13 protein-coding genes are annotated in these 17,609 nt (G+C 59.9%); 7 read left to right on the top strand and 6 right to left on the bottom strand.

What is annotated here, in order from left to right; all coding sequences use genetic code 11:
• Positions 1–34: 34 nt before the first annotated feature.
• Positions 35–241, bottom strand: a complete 207-nt coding sequence (locus SMD27_RS11790; RefSeq protein WP_320508560.1) for a DUF6494 family protein — start codon at positions 239–241, stop codon at positions 35–37.
• Positions 242–599: 358 nt separating this feature from the next.
• The gene (locus SMD27_RS11795) at positions 600–1,838 is read right to left on the bottom strand and encodes an amidase (RefSeq protein WP_320508561.1); all 1,239 of its coding nucleotides are present in this window, start codon (positions 1,836–1,838) and stop codon (positions 600–602) included.
• Between the two features lie 195 nt (positions 1,839–2,033).
• On the opposite strand from SMD27_RS11795, the gene SMD27_RS11800 reads away from it, so the two are divergent.
• The 3 genes from SMD27_RS11800 (at position 2,034) to SMD27_RS11810 (ending at position 4,978) form a co-directional block, all read left to right on the top strand.
• Positions 2,034–2,537 (top strand): cupredoxin domain-containing protein, encoded by a 504-nt coding sequence (locus SMD27_RS11800; protein ID WP_320508562.1) that lies wholly within the window; start codon positions 2,034–2,036, stop codon positions 2,535–2,537.
• Between the two features lie 422 nt (positions 2,538–2,959).
• Positions 2,960–4,786: a glycosyl hydrolase family 28-related protein gene (locus SMD27_RS11805; RefSeq protein ID WP_320508563.1), complete on the top strand. Its 1,827-nt coding sequence runs from the start codon at positions 2,960–2,962 to the stop codon at positions 4,784–4,786.
• 12 nt (positions 4,787–4,798) lie between these two features.
• Complete coding sequence (locus tag SMD27_RS11810) at positions 4,799–4,978, top strand: hypothetical protein (RefSeq protein WP_320508564.1); 180 nt, start codon at positions 4,799–4,801, stop codon at positions 4,976–4,978.
• A 28-nt stretch (positions 4,979–5,006) separates the two neighbouring features.
• On the opposite strand, the gene SMD27_RS11815 is transcribed toward SMD27_RS11810, so the two are convergent.
• A complete protein-coding gene (locus SMD27_RS11815) occupies positions 5,007–6,614 on the bottom strand; it encodes an alkaline phosphatase D family protein (protein WP_320508565.1) in 1,608 nt (535 codons plus the stop codon).
• 486 nt (positions 6,615–7,100) lie between these two features.
• On the opposite strand from SMD27_RS11815, the gene SMD27_RS11820 reads away from it, so the two are divergent.
• Positions 7,101–7,520 (top strand): inorganic phosphate transporter, encoded by a 420-nt coding sequence (locus SMD27_RS11820; protein ID WP_452094328.1) that lies wholly within the window; start codon positions 7,101–7,103, stop codon positions 7,518–7,520.
• 84 nt (positions 7,521–7,604) lie between these two features.
• Positions 7,605–7,784 (top strand): CorA family divalent cation transporter, encoded by a 180-nt coding sequence (locus tag SMD27_RS11825; protein ID WP_379990553.1) that lies wholly within the window; start codon positions 7,605–7,607, stop codon positions 7,782–7,784.
• A gap of 6 nt (positions 7,785–7,790) precedes the next feature.
• Here the strand turns inward: SMD27_RS11825 and SMD27_RS11830 are convergent, their stop codons facing one another.
• A complete protein-coding gene (locus tag SMD27_RS11830) occupies positions 7,791–12,611 on the bottom strand; it encodes a response regulator (RefSeq protein ID WP_320508566.1) in 4,821 nt (1,606 codons plus the stop codon).
• Between the two features lie 444 nt (positions 12,612–13,055).
• On the bottom strand, positions 13,056–14,522 hold the full coding sequence (locus SMD27_RS11835; RefSeq protein WP_320508567.1) for a pyridoxal phosphate-dependent decarboxylase family protein: 1,467 nt from the start codon (positions 14,520–14,522) through the stop codon (positions 13,056–13,058).
• A 366-nt stretch (positions 14,523–14,888) separates the two neighbouring features.
• Between SMD27_RS11835 and SMD27_RS11840 the strand changes: the two genes are divergently transcribed.
• Positions 14,889–15,560 (top strand): DUF2231 domain-containing protein, encoded by a 672-nt coding sequence (locus SMD27_RS11840; protein ID WP_320508568.1) that lies wholly within the window; start codon positions 14,889–14,891, stop codon positions 15,558–15,560.
• Entirely contained in the window at positions 15,557–16,906 is a 1,350-nt protein-coding gene (locus SMD27_RS11845) for a PQQ-dependent sugar dehydrogenase (RefSeq protein WP_320508569.1), read from the top strand. Before SMD27_RS11840 ends, SMD27_RS11845 begins: the two co-directional genes overlap by 4 nt.
• 17 nt (positions 16,907–16,923) lie before the next feature.
• Here SMD27_RS11845 and SMD27_RS11850 read toward each other — a convergent pair whose 3' ends face one another.
• Positions 16,924–17,571, bottom strand: coding sequence for an adenylate/guanylate cyclase domain-containing protein (locus tag SMD27_RS11850; RefSeq protein ID WP_320508570.1), 648 nt, complete (start codon positions 17,569–17,571; stop codon positions 16,924–16,926).
• Positions 17,572–17,609: the final 38 nt, after the last annotated feature.

Raw genomic sequence — 17,609 nt, forward strand, 5'->3', positions numbered from 1 at the left:
GCTTACTGTCGATCTATTCTGGCGGCCGTCCCGATCACTCGAGCTTGATGTCGCCGTCGATGGTGATGTTCAGAGACGTATGGCCGAGTGTCAGGGTCATTTTGGCCGGCAGTGTCTCATTGCCTTGCAGGCTGCCCTGAGCGATCGCGTCACGAACGGCTTGTTCGATATCGCGCTGTGAGGTGATGCCGACTTTCTTCAGGAACTGGCGAACGCTCATATTGAAGACGTCTTCGTTCATTTCAGTCTCCTTCTCAGCTTCTTGAGGAGGGCATGGCTGCGCAATCTTGCCAGAACCTCTTGAAGCATGTCCAATCGCCCGATCTTCGGTAATGCGGTGAGGCGTAATTGGTTCCGCTGACGGCTGATGAACGCCCGCTCAGTCCTATCCTGGTGCTGGCCACGGCATCGACCGGTGCGATCGATTCCATCTGCGTGCCGTATTCTGGCGTCTTCGTCGCCTATATGGCGGCACGATCATCCTGGTCGGCCTGCAATTCATTGGCGCCGACAAGAGCGCTCCGGCCGACGGCTTGATCAGCCTCGCCTGCTTCGCACTCTGTGGCATGCTCCAGCGACGGAAAACTGAAGAGACCGGATCAAGCCGCGACCCGGGCCGCCACCTGCTCAGCCAGTGCCAGCAAGGCACGGTCGCTGCCGCGCCGTCCGATCAGAGACAGGCCAACCGGCGCTTTGCCGTGATCATCGGCGGCGAGGCCGATCGGTATCTGCACTTGCGGCAAGCGCGCGAGGCCGGAGATACTCGTCAGGCTGAGGATACGATCATGCAAATCGGCGAAAACCTCTGCCGGCGCATCCTTGAGTGGCGCAGGGCAAGGGGCCGTCGGAACGACGACGACCGCGCCATCGAGCAGGTGGTCCATCGCCGCCGTCACGCGATCGCGCAGGCCGTCTTCGTCGGTGACGGGAATACCGGCAAGCTGTTTTGCCCGTTTGAGCCGTGCATCGATGTCTGGTGCAAAACGCGGCGAAACACGATCAATCCACGCGCCATGGCAGGCCCAGACCTCGCGCGGCTGATGGCCGAGGAACCATTGTATCCAGTCCTTCAATCCCTGACCGGTCGGCGACAGATCCGCATTATCTTCCGGCGCGAGCATCACGCTCTCCTGCTGCGCGAAAAGGCCGGCGATACGGCCGACCGCCTGGCGCACTTTGGCCGCAACCGCATCTGTAGCGAAGGTAAAAGCATCCTCGGCAATCAGCAATTTCGGCATCGGCGCCAGGTCATGCCGATCCGGCGGCAGCAACACATCGCCGATGCGCTTGAGGATATCGGCCGAGCGGGCGAACCAGCCCACCGTGTCGAAGCTGGGCGCCAAAGGCATGACGCCCTCCAGCGAAACCGCGCCATGGCTTGGACGGATGCCGAAAATGCCGTTGAAAGCTGCCGGAATGCGGACGGAACCGCCCGTGTCGCTGCCGATGGCAAAATCCACTGCCTTCCCCGCAACGGCGGCAGCCGAGCCGGAAGACGATCCGCCGGGGATACGATCGGGATCCGCGCCGTTGCGCGGCGTACCATAATGGAAATTCTGCCCGTTGAGGCTGAAGGCAATTTCCTCGGTCAACGTCTTGCCGCGCAAATTTGCCCCGGCGCGCAGCAAATCATCGATCATCGGCGCCGTCTTCTTGGCGGGATCATGACTGGCCAGCCAGTCGGGGTTACCGCAGCAACAGGTCTCGCCTGCAATATCGAAAATATCCTTGGCGGCAAAGCTTAGGCCCTTCAACGGTCCCGTTGCCGCTCCATCGATCAGGATTCGGGAATGGCGACAGAAGGCATTTAGATGATCGGCGAAAAGATCAGATTGCATGATGCTCGAATCTGCAAGGTGAGGAACTGTCGCAGCATAAATCGACGCAGATAAGACGGAAGTGATCTTCATCACGCCGCCCTACAACTTTCCACAATGGCAAAGTCAAGCGGCTATATTTAGCTTTCATCCAGCTTCTCCACCTTGCAGGGGATGGATCGGGCTTGTTATCTCTCGCATGGAGAAGGAGAGATCATGTTCCAGGTCAGACACGCCCCCTCGATGAAGTCACTCGTAGGCTCGCTCATTCTTCTCTCTTGCATCGCTTCCGTTCAGGCCAAGGCCGAGGGCAGCCATCACGGACATTACGATTTCGGGGAGCCCGGCCAGGCCGATGCCGTGACGCGGACCGTGAAAATGGAAGCGGTCGATGCCAATGGCGAGATGCGTTTCAAACATGCGCCGCGTTCCATCACGCTGGGTGAGACGATCAGGTTCGTGGTCACCAACAAAGGCCAGGTACCGCACGAATTCATCATCGGCGACGCCGCCTCGCAGCGCGCCCATGCGGCGATGATGCGGGAGATGCCGGACATGGAGCACGAAGACGATGCCAGCGCCATCACCCTCCAGCCGGGCGAGACCAAGGAACTGATCTGGCACTTCAGCAAACCTGTCCATGGCGATATCGAATTGGCCTGTCAGATACCAGGGCATTACGAAGCCGGCATGGTCAGCAAGGTACCGCTGATCCAGTGAGTGTTCTCAAAAATGATGCTTTCACAAAATTGCGAATTAGGATTCGGCGCCCGTTTGCGCTATAATTAATACAGATAATCCTAGATGTAAGACGCATTAATAATCGCGATCGGGACTCTATTAATAGCTGAAACTTATCCGTGACATGGCGTGCGGCTCTACCGGATTCGGTTCGGAACCGCCTCGACATGGCGCAATATACTGCCGCCATTTGACCACAGGCATATCCCACCCACCGAGTATTCGCGGTTCTGGGAACGCAACCCACAGCGTGATGGGTCATGTAACAGCACGCGCCTAGATCAAATCAGCACAGCGACGACCGCCCGAGCGGTCGGACGATTGTGTGCCGGACGATTTGTGTCTGGACGAAGAACTTCCGTGATTGCCGATATATCCAGCAAGTGCGAAAGGAAGTCGACATGAGCGTCGATATTGATACCCTCCCCCTCCTGACCGCCACGACAGGCAATGAGAAACTCGCCACCGAAAAAGTCTCCGATGGCTCCGCCGCCGCGCTCAGATTGCGCACCTTCATCGGTGATAGCGGCGAGGAAAACCGAGTCTTCAACGTCGTCTATTTCGGCGCCGACCGCACCGGCACCGCAGATGCCCTCGCGGCCTTTAATTCCGCCATCGCCGCCGCGGTCGCCGCCGGCGGCGGTACGGTCTATGTACCGCCGGGAAACTACAAAATTTCCGATGTCATCAAGATTCCCTCCAATGTGCATTTAAAGGGCGCCGGTAAGGATCTCAGCAAGCTGGTCAAGACGGCGGGGGCAACGGCGGGTGGCGGCGTTGGCGCCTATGCCACCGTGGCGATGCTGGGCGCCACCAATGCGTCGGTTGAGCATCTTTGGGTCGATCACGCCACCAATGGCGCCCTCGTCAACGGCATCGCCATGCTGCGATCCAATCTCTCGACGGAAACCGGTCCTTTCTGCGATGGCTGCGACGTGCTGAACTGCCGTATCACCGGCTTCAACAGCCATCAATATCTCATCTGGTCGCATGGCGCCAAGAATGCCCGCATCCTGTTCAACGAGGTCGATGGCGGGGTCGTCACCTATGATGCTGCCTCAGCGCAGGAAGGTATCGAGGTCTTCGGCGGCGAAAACGTTCTGGTCGCCTTTAACCGCGTCATCAACGTCGGTGCGAACGGCATATATATGGGCATTTCCACGGGTGTCGCTGGATATTTTAACAAGAACGTCACCGCTGCCTATAACGCCATACGGAGTTGCAGAATCGGCGTGCATGTAAATGCCACCTGGGATGCCGTCGCCGGAGTCAATGCCTCGGAAGACATTAGGGTGGCGTTCAATCAGGTGAGTTCCTGCCATCGCGGCCATATCCTCATGCGCTATACCACCAAGGGGGCGCCGGCCAATTCAGTCGTTTTTCGAAACATCGCCGTCACGCACAATCAAATAAATGCCGACGTCCTCACCAACAATCCCTTTACCATCCAGTATGATATGCAGGACAAGTCCGGCAACGCCGTCGCCCAGAACATTCGTATCACCAATAATCAGTGCCTGGGCGGCAAGTCATTGAACACCGCGAGCGATCCAAGCGTCGCGCCCTTCCAGGTCAGATATGGCCAGGACATCCTCGTCGCCAATAACCAGTTCCGCAACATCGGTGCCGGAAGCGATGCGGCCATCCTGATTCACGGCGACGGCTCGACGATCGCGGATGGCGTTCAACTGATCGGCAATATCGTCGATAACTGCCCGCGCGGCGCGGTTTTAGTCAGAGGCGTGCAACGCTGCGCGGTAATCGGCAACCGGTTTTCAAACTACTATACGGAGGCGACCGGCACCTTCAATGCAATCACCCTGACAAGTGCCGATTACGCGACCATCTCCAACAACCGGTTCAAGCATGCCGGCACCGAAATCCGCGCCATTCAGTTCGACCAGGGCTCGACCGAAGTCACCATCGGCGCCAACATACTTGAATACAATCCCGCTTTAGCCACCTATAACGGCGATCCGCTACAATTCGACCAGACGGGAGCATTTGCCGCCAATTGCTCGCGCGGCCGGGCGAAGATCATCATCGGTGCCACCGCCGTCACCTTGAGTAACAGCAGAGTACAGCAGGGTTCGCGTCTGACCGTATTACAAAGAGCCGGCACACCGCAGGCCTTTCGTGTGACCCTTACCGACGGCCAATTCACCATCACCATGGCGGCAGCGGTGGCCGGCAGCGATGCTATTTTCGACTGGGAAATCCGGCAATAAGGAGGGCTGGCCATGATCATCACTTTCGGCGGCCAGGAAGTGACTTTCGGCGGGCAATCGATCGAATTCGGCCCACCGGAAATGCCGCTGGCATCAGCCCCACTGGCGTCAGCCTCACCGCCCTCCGGCTCTCCAGCATCCGGCGACCTGGAAGCGAACAAATCCGCAAGCGACGAGCCGCCAACATCGTAGCCGGCCGCCGCCAAGTATGTGGTGAAACTTAAACCGCCGGCGTCAGGTCGATCTGATAGAGATCGCGGTTCTTCAGGTCCTTCAGGGTGACGGTCATCACCTCGGTGGCGCCGTCGATTTTGACATGGCCGAAGAACTGCATCTCGTCCAGTGGCGAGAGATTTTCCTGACCTGCCGCCGGCGCCTTGATGAACTTCAGTTCCGGCCCGAAGGTGCCATCCAGTTTATTGGGACCGTAGGTACCGGCATTGAGCGGGCCGGAAACGAATTCCCAGAAGGGCGCGAAGTCCTGGAACTTCGCCTTGTCCGGATTGTAGTAATGCGCTGCCGTGTAATGCACATCGGCGGTGAGCCAGACGGTATTGACGATGCCGTTCTGCTTGATGAAGCGCAGCAAATCGGCCAGCTCCAATTCGCGTCCCTTGGCCGGGCCGTCATCCTGGTTGGCGATGGCTTCGAAATTGAGCGTGCCATCTTTCTGCTTGTCCGGCACCACGACGCCGAGCGGCATGTCGGAGGCCAGCACCTTCCAGGTCGCATTGCTGGCGAGTAGCGCCTGTTTCAGCCAGCGGATCTGTTGCGGTCCCATAAAGGCGGTGTCAGCGCCTGGCTTGTCCTGGAGATCCTTGCTGTTGTCGCCGCGATAGCTGCGCTGGTCCAGCATGAAGACATCGAGCGACGGGCCGTAGTGGATGACGCGGTAGACCTGCTCCGGCCGGTTGGCATCGAGCCGTATCGGCATATATTCGTGCCAGGCGCGGCTGGCATGGGCAGACAGCAGCGCGAGACTTTTGATCTTGTAGCGGTCGTCGTCGAGAATTTGCTGCGGATACCAGTTGTTGCGGGTCTCATGGTCGTCCCATTGCGCCAAAATCGGGACGCCTGCATTGAAGCCGCGCAGATTTTCATCCATCAGATTGTATCGGTAGTTGCCGCGATATTCCGCCAGTGTCTCCGCGACCTTCGATTTTTCCTCGGTGACGATATTGGTCCAGACCTTGCCGTTCGGCAGTGTCACTTTTGGCGTCACGATACCATCGGCATAGATACTGTCGCCGGAATGAATGAAGAAGTCTGGATTGAGCGAGGCCATCTCTTTCCAGATCGTCATGCCGCCGATTTCGGGATTGATGCCCCAGCCTTGGCCGACGACATCGCCGCTCCAGACAAAGGTGATATCCCGCTTGCCCGCCGGCGCGGTGCGGAAGCGACCACTCACCGGCTCGCTGAGACTTTTGAGATCACTTAAATCCTCAAACTGCACCCGGTAGAACACATCCTGTCCCGCCGGCAGACCTTGCAGAACGGCGCGGGCGGTAAAATCGGTCACGTCCAAGGCAGCCGGGCCCACGAGACGCCGCGTATCCTTGAAGCTTTCCGTCGTGGCGTAGTCGACGATCATGCGCGCCGGCCGATCGACCCGAGCCCAGACCACCCCGCCATCGGCGCCGATATCGCCGCTTTGCACACCATGACCGATGACCGGCCGGTCCAATGCCGCCAGGCTCGGTTTCGGAAAAAGCGAGCCGCCGAAACCGAGCGCAGCGGCGCCACCGCCGAGCAATCCGGCACGCAAGACCTGCCGGCGGGATCGCGGCAGCAGCATTTGAGAAGGTTTGGACAAAGGGCGATACATCGCGGTCTCCTTCTTCCGGCAGAGAAAGATAGGAGCCGCAGCCTAGCGAGCCGTCGGTTGCAGCGGCGTGACCATTGGGTTGCTTTTTGACGTCTGCCCGCGTTGCGCTGGTGCTAACCTTCAGCAGGTTTTTCCTTAAAATTCCACTTAACTTTTAACGGAAGCGTAACACGCCCGTCATCGGCTCTCTCCACGTCTCCCTGTTGAGCCCAGATCCACCGGCACGAGCTCATCCCGCTTTGCCGGCGTTTATCGTGGCGACTACTGGGGGAATTCGGATGACACAAACTTCAGTTAATACGGCCCACCTGCGGCCAGGGCGGTCGAGCTTGGTCGCGGGGGGGCGCCTTTGCGGCGATCATCGCGATCGGCGTTGCCTATTCGGCGGCGCATCTCATTCAGGATCTGTCGATTGCCCCGGCATCGACCGCCCTGCCCTATATCCTGCTCGGCGTCGCCCTGCTGATTGCCCTCGGCTTCGAATTCGTGAATGGCTTTCACGATACCGCCAATGCGGTGGCCACGGTCATCTATACCAACTCGCTTAGCCCGAATATCGCCGTGGTCTGGTCCGGCTTCTGGAACTTCATCGGCGTGCTGACCTCCAGCGGCGCGGTCGCTTTCGGCATCGTCTCCCTGCTGCCGGTCGAACTGATCCTGCAGGTGGGCAGCCAGGCCGGCTTCGCCATGGTCTTCGCCCTGCTGATCGCCGCGATCATCTGGAATTTCGGCACTTGGTATTTCGGCCTGCGCTCTTCCAGCTCGCATACGCTGATCGGCTCGATCATCGGCGTCGGCCTGATGAACCAGTTGATGGCGGCCGATGCCAACGGCACCAGCGGCGTCGGAAATGGAGGCAGCCGGTCTGCGCCCGGCGGTCGAACCGCTGGACATGCTTGGCCATGATCTCGATCTCCTGAAGGATCGGGCCAGGCGGCTGCAGGATGAGATTGCCAATAAACAGGCCGAACGGACCACCACAATCTCTATATCCTGTCGATCGTCACCACGATCTTCCTGCCGATCACGCTGATCACCGGCGTCTTCGGCATGAATGTCGGCGGCTTGCCCGGCCTGCAGAATGTCGAGGGCTTCTGGTGGGTAATGCTGGGGATGGCACTGACCGCGATCTGTTCGCTCATCCTGCTCTATTGGAAAAAGCTGTTCTGAACGCCTTCAGTTCTTCCTGCCGGGGGCGATACTCAGTACCGCGACCAGGCCGGCGGCATCATAGGGCTTGCGCAATTGCGCCACATTGGGATGGTCGAACTTTCCATCGACATCCTGCCCTGAGGCGAAGACTACATATAACTCAGGATGCTGGTCGCGGGCCTTCTGCGCCAATTCAAGGCCGGACATTTCCGGCAAGGCGATATCGGTCAAGAGCACATCCACCGCATCGCTCGCAAGAAGGCGGAGCGCATCGGCGGCATTCGTTGCTGCGACCACCGAATGCCCCAGGCTGACCAGCAGTTCCGAGGTTGTGGCGCACACCAGATCGTCGTCCTCCACCAGCAGGATACGGAAGGCGCCGGCGGTCAAGCCATCCGGCCTCGCCATATCGCCTTTTGCTAGGAAGGCCTTCCCGTCAACCGCACGCTGCTGCTGGTTGCGCAATACATGACGGATCTTCCTGGCCAGCGCTTCGCGTGTATAGGGCTTGCTCAGCAATTCGATACCTTCATCGAGCCGTCCGCCATGCACAATGGCATTGTCGGTATAGCCCGAGGTGAACAGCACCGCGATATTGGGGAGCCGCTCCCGCGCCTTCTTTGCCAGGACGGGACTGCGCAAGGGGCCCGGCATGACGACATCGGTGAACAGCAAATCGACCGGCATGCCGCTCTCGATGATGGCAAGGGCGTTTTGCGCATCCCGTGCCTTCAAGACCCGGTAGCCGAAATCCACCAGCATCTCGACCACGGTGGTGCGGACTTCCTCGTCGTCCTCAACAACCAGCACTGTCTCCGTACCGCCGGTCACGGGACCGGCCTCGATCTCGGTCGCGACATCCTCCTCCTGCCGCACGCGCGGCAAGTAGAGGCGCACCGTCGTTCCATGTCCCGGCTCGCTATAGATTTTGATATGGCCGTCCGACTGCTTCACGAAACCATAGACCATGCTAAGGCCAAGACCAGTGCCCTGCCCTTCAGGCTTAGTTGTGAAAAAGGGTTCGAAGACATGTTCCATGACCTCGGCCGGAATGCCGCAGCCGGTATCGGTTACCGCCAGCATGACATATTGACCCGGGCTGACATCGGCATGGCGGTCGGTATAGAGATCATCGAGCGAGGCATTGCCGGCTTCGATGGTCAGCTTGCCGTGCCCATTCATGGCATCGCGCGCATTGATCGCCAGGTTGAGCAGCGCATTTTCGACCTGGGACGGATCGACCAGGGTGTTCCACAAGCCACCGGCAATCACCGTCTCGATCTCGATGCCATCGCCCAGCGCGCGCCGCAGCATGTCGTCGAGCCCGCGCACGAAACGGCCGAGATTGACAACTTTCGGCGCCAGCGGCTGGCGGCGGCCGAAGGCAAGCAGCTGCGCGGCAAGCTTGGAGCCGCGGGAAACGCCGGCCAAGGCATTGCGCACGCGCCGTTCCGCCTTCTCATTCCCGGCCAGGTCCCGGGCGAGCAATTGCAAATTGCCGCCGATCACCTGCAACAGATTATTGAAGTCATGGGCGACACCGCCGGTCAGCTTGCCCACGGCTTCCATCTTCTGCGCGACGCGCAGCGCTTCCTCGGCGCGCTTGACGGCCAGGGCAGCTTCCTTGTCCGCGGTGACGTCGCGGCCTACGCCATGCACGAGATCGCTGCCGGGATCGGGCGACAAGGTCCAAGAGATCCAGCGCCAATTGCCGTCAGCCGTGCGCACCTGATTTTCATGATGCACCGGATGGCCGCGATCCCACATACCTTCAAAAACCGCCGACATCCGTTCGACATCATCGGGATGAACGAGGGCGGAAAAGCGGCGGGTCAGCAAAGAATAGCGGTCGTAACCCAGCACCCGCGACCAGGACGGACTGACCCGCAGCAACCGCCCCTGATGATCGGCCACGACCAGGAGGTCCTCGCTCAAGTCCCAAAGACGGTCGCGTTCGGCGACAGTGCTGGTGACGCGCTGTTCCAGCGTATCGTTGAGTTCTCGCAGCGCCGCTTCGGCCTTCTTGCGTTCTCCAATCTCGCTCTGCGCCGCCTGATAGAGCCGGGCGTTGTCGATGGCGATTGCAGCCTGGGCCGCTATGCCGATAAGTATCCGCTCGGCACGCTCGGTGAAGATGCCGGCTTCGGGGTGGCCGAAAAAGAGACCGCCCAAAACCTCACCGGAGCGCGAGACGACCGGCGCAGCGAGATAACTGCAGACCGGCAGATGCCCCTTCGGCATACCGAAATGCGGATCGTTTTTTCCGTAACGCGGATCCTTGGTGATGTCATCTGAGCGGACGATACCTTCGCCCAGGAATGTCGGGGCGAAAACCGACGTATTGCGCGGCATGGGAAATTTGGAAAAAGCCTCGCGCGGCACGCCGGACAAGGTATAGAGCATATAGCTCTCGCCGTGGCGATCGATCACATTGTAGAAGAACGACCCGAAGGCCGCCCCCGTCAATTCGGTCGCTGCATCGGTGACGATCTGTACCGCCCGGCCAAGATCGAGTTCCGCAGCGACGACAGTGCCGACGCGATTCAGCACTTCCAGCGTATGCGCCTCTTCCCGCAGCTTCTGTTCGGTTTCGCGGCGGATGTGAGCAAGTTGCAGGTTGCTGGAGACGCGGGCGACCAGCTCGCGCGTGGAAAACGGTTTGGTTAGATAATCGTCGGCGCCAGCCTCCAGGCCTTCGACCCGCGCTTCCTCGCCTGCCCGCGCCGATAACAGCAGGACCGGTATTTCGCGCAAGGCCGGATCAGCGCGTAATTCCCGCAACAGGCCGAAGCCGTCCAGGTGCGGCATCATCACATCCGAGAGAACCAGGTTGGGCGGGCTCCGGCGCGCAATCTCCAAAGCCTCGGCTCCATCCGCTGCCGCTTCCACCTGATAGCCATGCGAGTTCAAAAGCCGGCACAGATAGTCGCGCAGATCGGCATTGTCGTCGACCACCAAGATCCGCTTATCGGGTGCCGCTGCCGTGATCGGTTCAGTGGTGGAAAGGAACGCATCGACAGGTGCATCGCTGCCTTGATTGCCGGGGAGCCAGCGCAGGGCTTCCTCGACATAGCTTTGCACCCGCAAGCTGGTGGATGCGGGCATCTCTTCGCCGACGATATGCTCCCCGGCGAGATGTGCTGTTCCAAACGGCAGCGTTACCGTGAAAGCGGAACCCCGCCCGATTGTGCTTTCCACCCCGATGGTGCCGCCATGCAGCTTCACCAGTTCCTCGACCAAAGCGAGGCCGATGCCGCTGCCTTCAATGGTCCGTCCCCTGGCGCCTTCCACCCGGTGAAAGCGATCGAACAGTCGCGGCAATTCCTCGGGCGGGACGCCGGTGCCCGTATCCGCGACCACCAGTTCCGCCGCTCGGCCGTTTTGTGACGGGCGGATCGTCACGGAAACCTCGCCCTCGAAGGTGAATTTGAAAGCATTGGAGAGAAGGTTGAGAACAACTTTCTCCCACATATCGCGATCGACATAGACCGGCTCTGGCAAGGGTTCGCAATCGACGCGAAAGATCAAACCAGCCTTTTCCATCGCCGAGCGGAAGCTTGACGCCAATTCCGAGGTGAAGGTGGCGAGATCGGTCGATGTGTAACTGATCTGTATCCGGCCGGCCTCGATGCGGGAGAAATCCAGCAGGGTATTGACCAGTTTCAGCAGGCGGAGACCATTGCGATGGGTGACTTCGACCAACGGACGAATGTTTGTCGCCGCATCGTCCTGCGGCCGCGCCATCAACTCCTCCAGCGGCCCCAGCATCAGCGTCAAGGGTGTCCGGAATTCGTGGCTGATATTCGAAAAGAAGATCGTCTTCGCCCGATCGATTTCCGCCAGCGCCTCGGCCCGGCGCCGTTCATCCTCATAGGCCTGGGCATTGGCGATGGCGGCACTCATCTGGCCAGCCAGGAGATTGAGGAAACCTTCATAATTTTCGTCGAACAGGCGGAAAGGATTCAAGCCGACCACAAGGACGCCGGCCCGGCCTGTTTCACCCGACGGCAGGATCGGCAGGACCGCCGCCCTGCTCGGCGGCTGGGGCCAGGCGCCGGTTGGCAGGTCCGCATCGAAAAGGGCCGAGAGATCTTCGACCAAGCGAAGCTGATGATCGTTCAAGACTCCGCCGAGCGGCCAGATGGTCTGGCCCTTTTCATCGGCGGTCTCTGGCGCCGCTTGATGACCCCGATCGATGCCACAGCTGCCGGCCAGGGAAATGCGCCCGTCCTCAGGGTCAGCCACATACAGCATGGCAAAGGGAATATCGTAAGGATCTGCCGCCAAGGACCGTGCGCTTCGTTCGCAGGCCTCACGCCAGCTCCGGGCATCGACCGTGGCAGCCGCCGTCTCTCGCAACAACATCAATTGCCGCTCGCCGATGACCCGTTTGGTGTCGTCGGTATTCGCGCAGATAATCCCACCCGCGCTGTCGTCGTCATTCGGAATCGGGCTATAGGAAAAGGTATAATAGGTTTCTTCTGGATAGCCGCTTCGCTCCATGATCAGGAGCTGTTCTTCGACGTAAGTACCCTCGATGCCGGTCATGGCGGTCGCCAGCATGGGGCCGATATCGGTCCAGATTTCCTGCCACACAACGGAGGTGGGCCGGCCGAGGGCATGCGGATGCTTGCCGCCGATGATCGATCTGTAAGCATCGTTGTAGAAAAAGATCAGCTCCTGGCCCCAACCGATCCAGATCGGCTGGCGCGAGGTCAGCATGATGCGGATGGCGGTCTTCAGGCTCTTCGGCCAGTTTTCCGGCACCCCGAGCGGTGTCGCACTCCAGTCATAGGCGCGCATGAGGGCGCCCATTTCCCCGCCGCCAGCAAGAAAACTCGGCATTTCACACCACCGGGCGTACCGGATCCGGGCGAGCCCGCTTTGTTCAAGCCTTTCTCTCCGCTTGGAAGCGTCCATGCTCAGCCCTCAGGTGTAAGGGAATGTCGGTACAAGAGCAATAACCCGAATGACAGCGTGAGATACAAGTGCCGAATAGAGAGTGCAGCGCATCAGTGCACGAACATAAGATCCCAGGAGCGTTGCAGGAACCGGGTGTTCGTAACGGCAAAGTGTATGAAGATAAGTGGCTAAGCAAAAGCCAGCGAGCGCGAGACATCCACGGAATCCCTCGTCGAATGACGAACGGTAATAATTGTGACCATCCCGGCGTCACCCGGCAACTCATCCAACAGGCAGAAATGATGCGGCGAGCGATCGGCATTTGCCGCATCATCTTCCTTACGCGCACTTGCTTTCGCCTCGCTATAGGCGACGGGCCATATGTATCTAGCGGACTGCGCGCCAGGCCTGGATGATGGCTTCGACCGAACGATCGGCATCCGCCTCTGTCGTCGGCCAGGAAATCACCGAGAGACGCATGATCCAGCAGCCTTTCCATTTGGCGCCGCCGGCGAGACAGGTGCCGTCGGCCTGGAGGCGATCGATCACCGCAGCCGTCAGCTCGTCGCCGCGCTCGAGCGGCAGATCCGCGCCGAAACGCACCGCAACCTGATTGAGTGCGACCTCGTTCATGACGGCGATTCCCGGCTCCGCGGCCAAAGCGTTCGCCATGCGGCGCGCGATCCGGCAATGCCGGCCGACCATCTCGGCGATGCCCTCACGGCCCAAGGCGCGGATCATCGCCCAAGTGGCAAAGCCCCTGGCACGGCGCGAGAGTTCGGGAACGAAATAAGACGGGTTGCGCTCGCCTTCCGCCACAGCAGGCAGATAACTGGCGGTGATCGTCATGGCGCGACGATGCGCTTCGGCATCGCGCACAATGGCATAACCGCAGTCATAGGGCGTCTGCAGCCATTTATGACCATCCGTCGCCCATGAATCCGCCAGCTCGCAGCCGGCGGCTAAACTGGCCACCTCCGGACAGGCGCGGGCCCAAAGACCGAAGGCGCCATCGATATGCAGCCAAGCATCATGGCGATGGGCGATGTCGGCGATTTCGCTCATCGGATCGCAGGCCCCGGTATTGATCTGCCCGGCTTGTGCGATCGCGATGATCGGTCCGCTGCATCCGGCGATGGCAAATTTGAAGGCGGCGACCTGCATCCGTCCCATGTAATCGGTCGCGATGCGGATGACACGGTTATTGCCGAGCCCCAGGAACTGCAAGGCGGAAAAGACCGACGTATGTGCATCATCGCCGATCAGCACGTCGACCGGCGGTGCGCCGAACAAACCCTGCGCTTCGACATCCCAGCCGGTCCGCCGCAAGACTTCGCCGCGCGCCGCCGCAAGACAGGTGAAATTGGCGATAGTTGCGCCGGTGACGAACCCGACCGAACACTTGGACGGCAATTGCAGGAGATCGAGCAGCCAGCCGGCTGCAACCTCTTCGCAGGCGGCGGCGGAAGGGGTAGCCGTGTGCGAGCCGGTATTTTGCCCCCAGGCGCTGGTCAGCCAGTCGGCGGCGACACCGACGGGATGCGAAGCGCCGATGACCCAACCGAAAAAACGCGGGCCGGTCATCGCACTCAGCCCATCCGCCGACAGCCGCACCAATTCGTCGATGACCGCAGCGCCGTCGCATCCTTTGGCCGGGAGATCCCGGGCAAAGACGTCGCGCATCTCGGCGAAGCTCTTTTCCGGCCATTGCTTTCGCTTATCCACAGACCTGCGGAATGCCAAAGCATGAGCCGCTGCCATGTTCAGCATGGCTTCATGACCGGCATTCCAGATGGGGTCCGGCAGCGTCGCTGAATTTCGATGAATGTCGGACGCGATCGGAGGCTCGTTCATGGCTTCCCCGCCGGTTACGGATGTAGCACCCAAAGTGCAGCAACGCGGTAAGATGCCTCAATAGGAACTATAGCAGATGCCGCTGCTATGAGCATTTCAATAAGGGACGTCGCCATGCGGGACACCTCGACATGGCAACCGACCGAAACTCGTCATTTCACCCGCCAATGGCGATGGACAGATCCGGCTTGCGATGCTCGGAACAAGGCAGGGCGACCGGCGCCGAGGGCGTATCGTGATCACTACCACAGGGCTCGCGACGTTTCGGGAGGGGTGGCGTTTCTGGCAGACGGGAAGACCACCCCAATACGGCCTGCGGCCAGTCGAAGGTGGCAGGGTCGCGCTAAGCCCTTTTGACGCCCGCTTATGACGAGCGCCTCGGTTCCCTGGAAGATTGATCCACCGCAGAAAGCCCGCCGCCAGGAAACTAACTGTAACGAAAGTCCCGCCGCGGCAACGCGGTCGCACTTCGTTAATTTCTGGAACATTCGGCGATACCTGGTGTTGGCTTACGTCGGCGTCTTAGCTTACGTCGGCAAGCTCAAGATAGGTTCTCTGATGCAAGCTCATAATCGCTCCTCGAACTATTCTCCCGCCGGCGGCCCCCGCTCAACAGTGACGATCGCCAAGCGTCCCATTCATCCGATGCTCGTCCCCTTCCCCATCGTGTGCTTCATCGGCACGCTGATTACCGATATCGCCTACTGGCAGACGGGCAATATCACTTGGTCGAATTTTTCCGCTTGGCTGCTGACATTCGGCATTGTGCTGGGCGCCCTGGCTGCCATCGCCGGCCTGATCGATTTCCTTAGCAACCGGATAATCCGCAACCACAAAGCCGCCTGGATACATATGATCGGCAACGGCATCGCCTGGATCCTCGCGGTCATCAACGCTTTCGTTCACACCCATGATGCCTGGACCTCAGTCGTCCCCACCGGTCTCATTCTTTCAGCCGTGGTGGTGCTCATTCTCTTGTTCACCGCTTGGGCAGGCTGGTCGCTGGTTTATCGACATGGTGTGGGAGTGGCTGAATGATGGCGACCGGTCTTTCCAGAAAACAAGGACTCTGCACCACCGCTCTCGCCTCAATCTGCCTTGTCACGTTGACAGGGTGTTGGGATGACGGTCGCGATCCCAAGGAGCAGATCGGTGCCAATCCGAAACTGCCAGAGCAGCAGGAATATCTGTTCCCACCGATGCATCTGGCGTCAGTCGTCGGCTGGAAGAACGGCGAGACGCCGACTGTGCCGCAAGGCCTGCAAGTCAAGGCGATTGCCACCGGCCTTGCACATCCACGCTCGCTCTATGTCCTGCCGAACGGCGATATCCTGGTGGTGGAATCGCAAAAGCCCGAAGGCGAACCGATCGAGCGGCCGAAGGATATTGTCATGGGCTGGGTCGAAAGCCTGGTGACATCCGGAGGCGATGAACGCGGCAAGGAGAGCAACCGCATCACATTGCTGCGCGACACCAATGGCGACGGGATGCCGGATCAACAAAGTGTCTTTCTCGATCACCTAAACTCGCCTTTCGGCGTCGCTTTGGTCGGCAACGATCTCTACGTCGCCAATACCGATGCGATCATGCATTACACCTATAATCCCGGCGACACGAAGATCACCTCGCCCGGCACGTTGTTGACGGAGCTGCCCGGGGGTCCGATCGATCACCACTGGACCAAGAGCCTGACGGCAAGCAAGGACGGGACGCTGCTCTATGTCGGCGTCGGGTCGAACAGCAATATTACGGAAAATGGCCTTGAGGCGGAAAAGAACCGCGCCGATATCCTGGAAGTCGACCGGGCCAGCGGCCGGTGGCGCATCTTCGCCAGTGGCTTGCGCAACCCGAACGGCCTTTCCTGGGAACCGCAGACCGGCGCACTCTGGACCGTGGTTAATGAGCGCGACGAATTAGGCCCCGACCTGGTACCGGATTATATGACCTCCGTAAAAGACGGGGCGTTCTACGGCTGGCCCTATAGCTATTACGGCCAGCATGTCGATCCGCGTGTCCACCCGCAGCGGCCGGATCTGGTGGCGAAGGCCATTGCACCGGATTACGCGCTGAGTTCGCATGTCGCACCTTTGGGCATGGTTTTCTATACCGGCGACAATCTGCCGGAGACCTATCGCGGCGGTGCATTCATCGGCGAACATGGCAGTTGGGATCGGCCCGACCTCAATGGCTATAAGGTGGTCTTCGTTCCTTTCAAGGACGGCAAGCCGAGCGGCATGGCGCAGGATTTCGTCACCGGCTTCCTCAATGCCGATAACGAAGCCCGCGGTCGTCCGGTCGGTCTTGCAGTCGACAAGACCGGCGGGCTGCTGATTGCGGACGATAGCGGGAATACCGTCTGGCGGGTGACGGCAGCCGGCAAGTGATCCCTTGACCGCGCCAATCAGTCATCGGCTTTGGGCGCGTAAACATCCTGGGGCTCGTCAAAGCCTTTGACGCGGAAACGGCCGATAAAGCGCGTGTTACCAAGACCAAGTCGGCGGGCGAAGACTTTGGAGACGAGGATCGGCTGCTTGGTCAGGTGACAGAGCTTTTCCAGCCGGCTGGTGAGATTGACGGCGGGGCCGATCACCGTAAGCGTGCAGCTTCTACCGGCACCGATCGCGCCATACGAGACTTCGCCCGCATGCAGCGCAATGCCGGCTTGCAGGATACGGCCGGCGACCGGTTCAAGATGCAGACGGTGTTGAATCAACAGCGCCGCCTCGATGGCGTTTTTGCAGCTATTGCCGCCGCGTTCGGCAAAGCGGAAGACGGCAAGGATGCCATCGCCGATAAGCTGGACGACCTCGCCCCCGAACGCCTCGATCACCGGCACGACCAGGCGAAAATAGCCGCAAAGCAACTCGATAAGCTTCTCCTGCGACAAACGGTTCGATAGATCGGTAAACTGCCGAAGGTCGCAGAACATGATAACGGCTTCAATCTGCCTCACAGCCGGCAAAGTCGCTTCGGACAGGCAGAGATCGCCCTTGTTGACGCCGCGCAGGCCCGATAGGTAACAGTGGAGCCGATTGCTGTTGTCGATCATCTCATCTTTCCATCCTCGTCACTTCCTGATGTGCTGCT

The organism is Dongia soli (genome assembly GCF_034044715.1).
Lineage (GTDB): Bacteria > Pseudomonadota > Alphaproteobacteria > Dongiales > Dongiaceae > Dongia_B > Dongia_B soli.

What these genes read in the sequence shown, in the direction of transcription:
- SMD27_RS11790 (WP_320508560.1), bottom strand. Translation starts at nt 241, where the DNA reads ATGAACGAAGACGTCTTCAATATGAGCGTTCGCCAGTTCCTGAAGAAA.
- SMD27_RS11835 (WP_320508567.1), bottom strand. Translation starts at nt 14,522, where the DNA reads ATGAACGAGCCTCCGATCGCGTCCGACATTCATCGAAATTCAGCGACG.
- SMD27_RS11840 (WP_320508568.1), top strand. Translation starts at nt 14,889, where the DNA reads ATGACGAGCGCCTCGGTTCCCTGGAAGATTGATCCACCGCAGAAAGCC.
- SMD27_RS11815 (WP_320508565.1), bottom strand. Translation starts at nt 6,614, where the DNA reads ATGTATCGCCCTTTGTCCAAACCTTCTCAAATGCTGCTGCCGCGATCC.
- SMD27_RS11795 (WP_320508561.1), bottom strand. Translation starts at nt 1,838, where the DNA reads ATGCAATCTGATCTTTTCGCCGATCATCTAAATGCCTTCTGTCGCCAT.
- SMD27_RS11845 (WP_320508569.1), top strand. Translation starts at nt 15,557, where the DNA reads ATGATGGCGACCGGTCTTTCCAGAAAACAAGGACTCTGCACCACCGCT.
- SMD27_RS11805 (WP_320508563.1), top strand. Translation starts at nt 2,960, where the DNA reads ATGAGCGTCGATATTGATACCCTCCCCCTCCTGACCGCCACGACAGGC.
- SMD27_RS11810 (WP_320508564.1), top strand. Translation starts at nt 4,799, where the DNA reads ATGATCATCACTTTCGGCGGCCAGGAAGTGACTTTCGGCGGGCAATCG.
- SMD27_RS11850 (WP_320508570.1), bottom strand. Translation starts at nt 17,571, where the DNA reads ATGATCGACAACAGCAATCGGCTCCACTGTTACCTATCGGGCCTGCGC.
- SMD27_RS11800 (WP_320508562.1), top strand. Translation starts at nt 2,034, where the DNA reads ATGTTCCAGGTCAGACACGCCCCCTCGATGAAGTCACTCGTAGGCTCG.
- SMD27_RS11830 (WP_320508566.1), bottom strand. Translation starts at nt 12,611, where the DNA reads ATGCCGAGTTTTCTTGCTGGCGGCGGGGAAATGGGCGCCCTCATGCGC.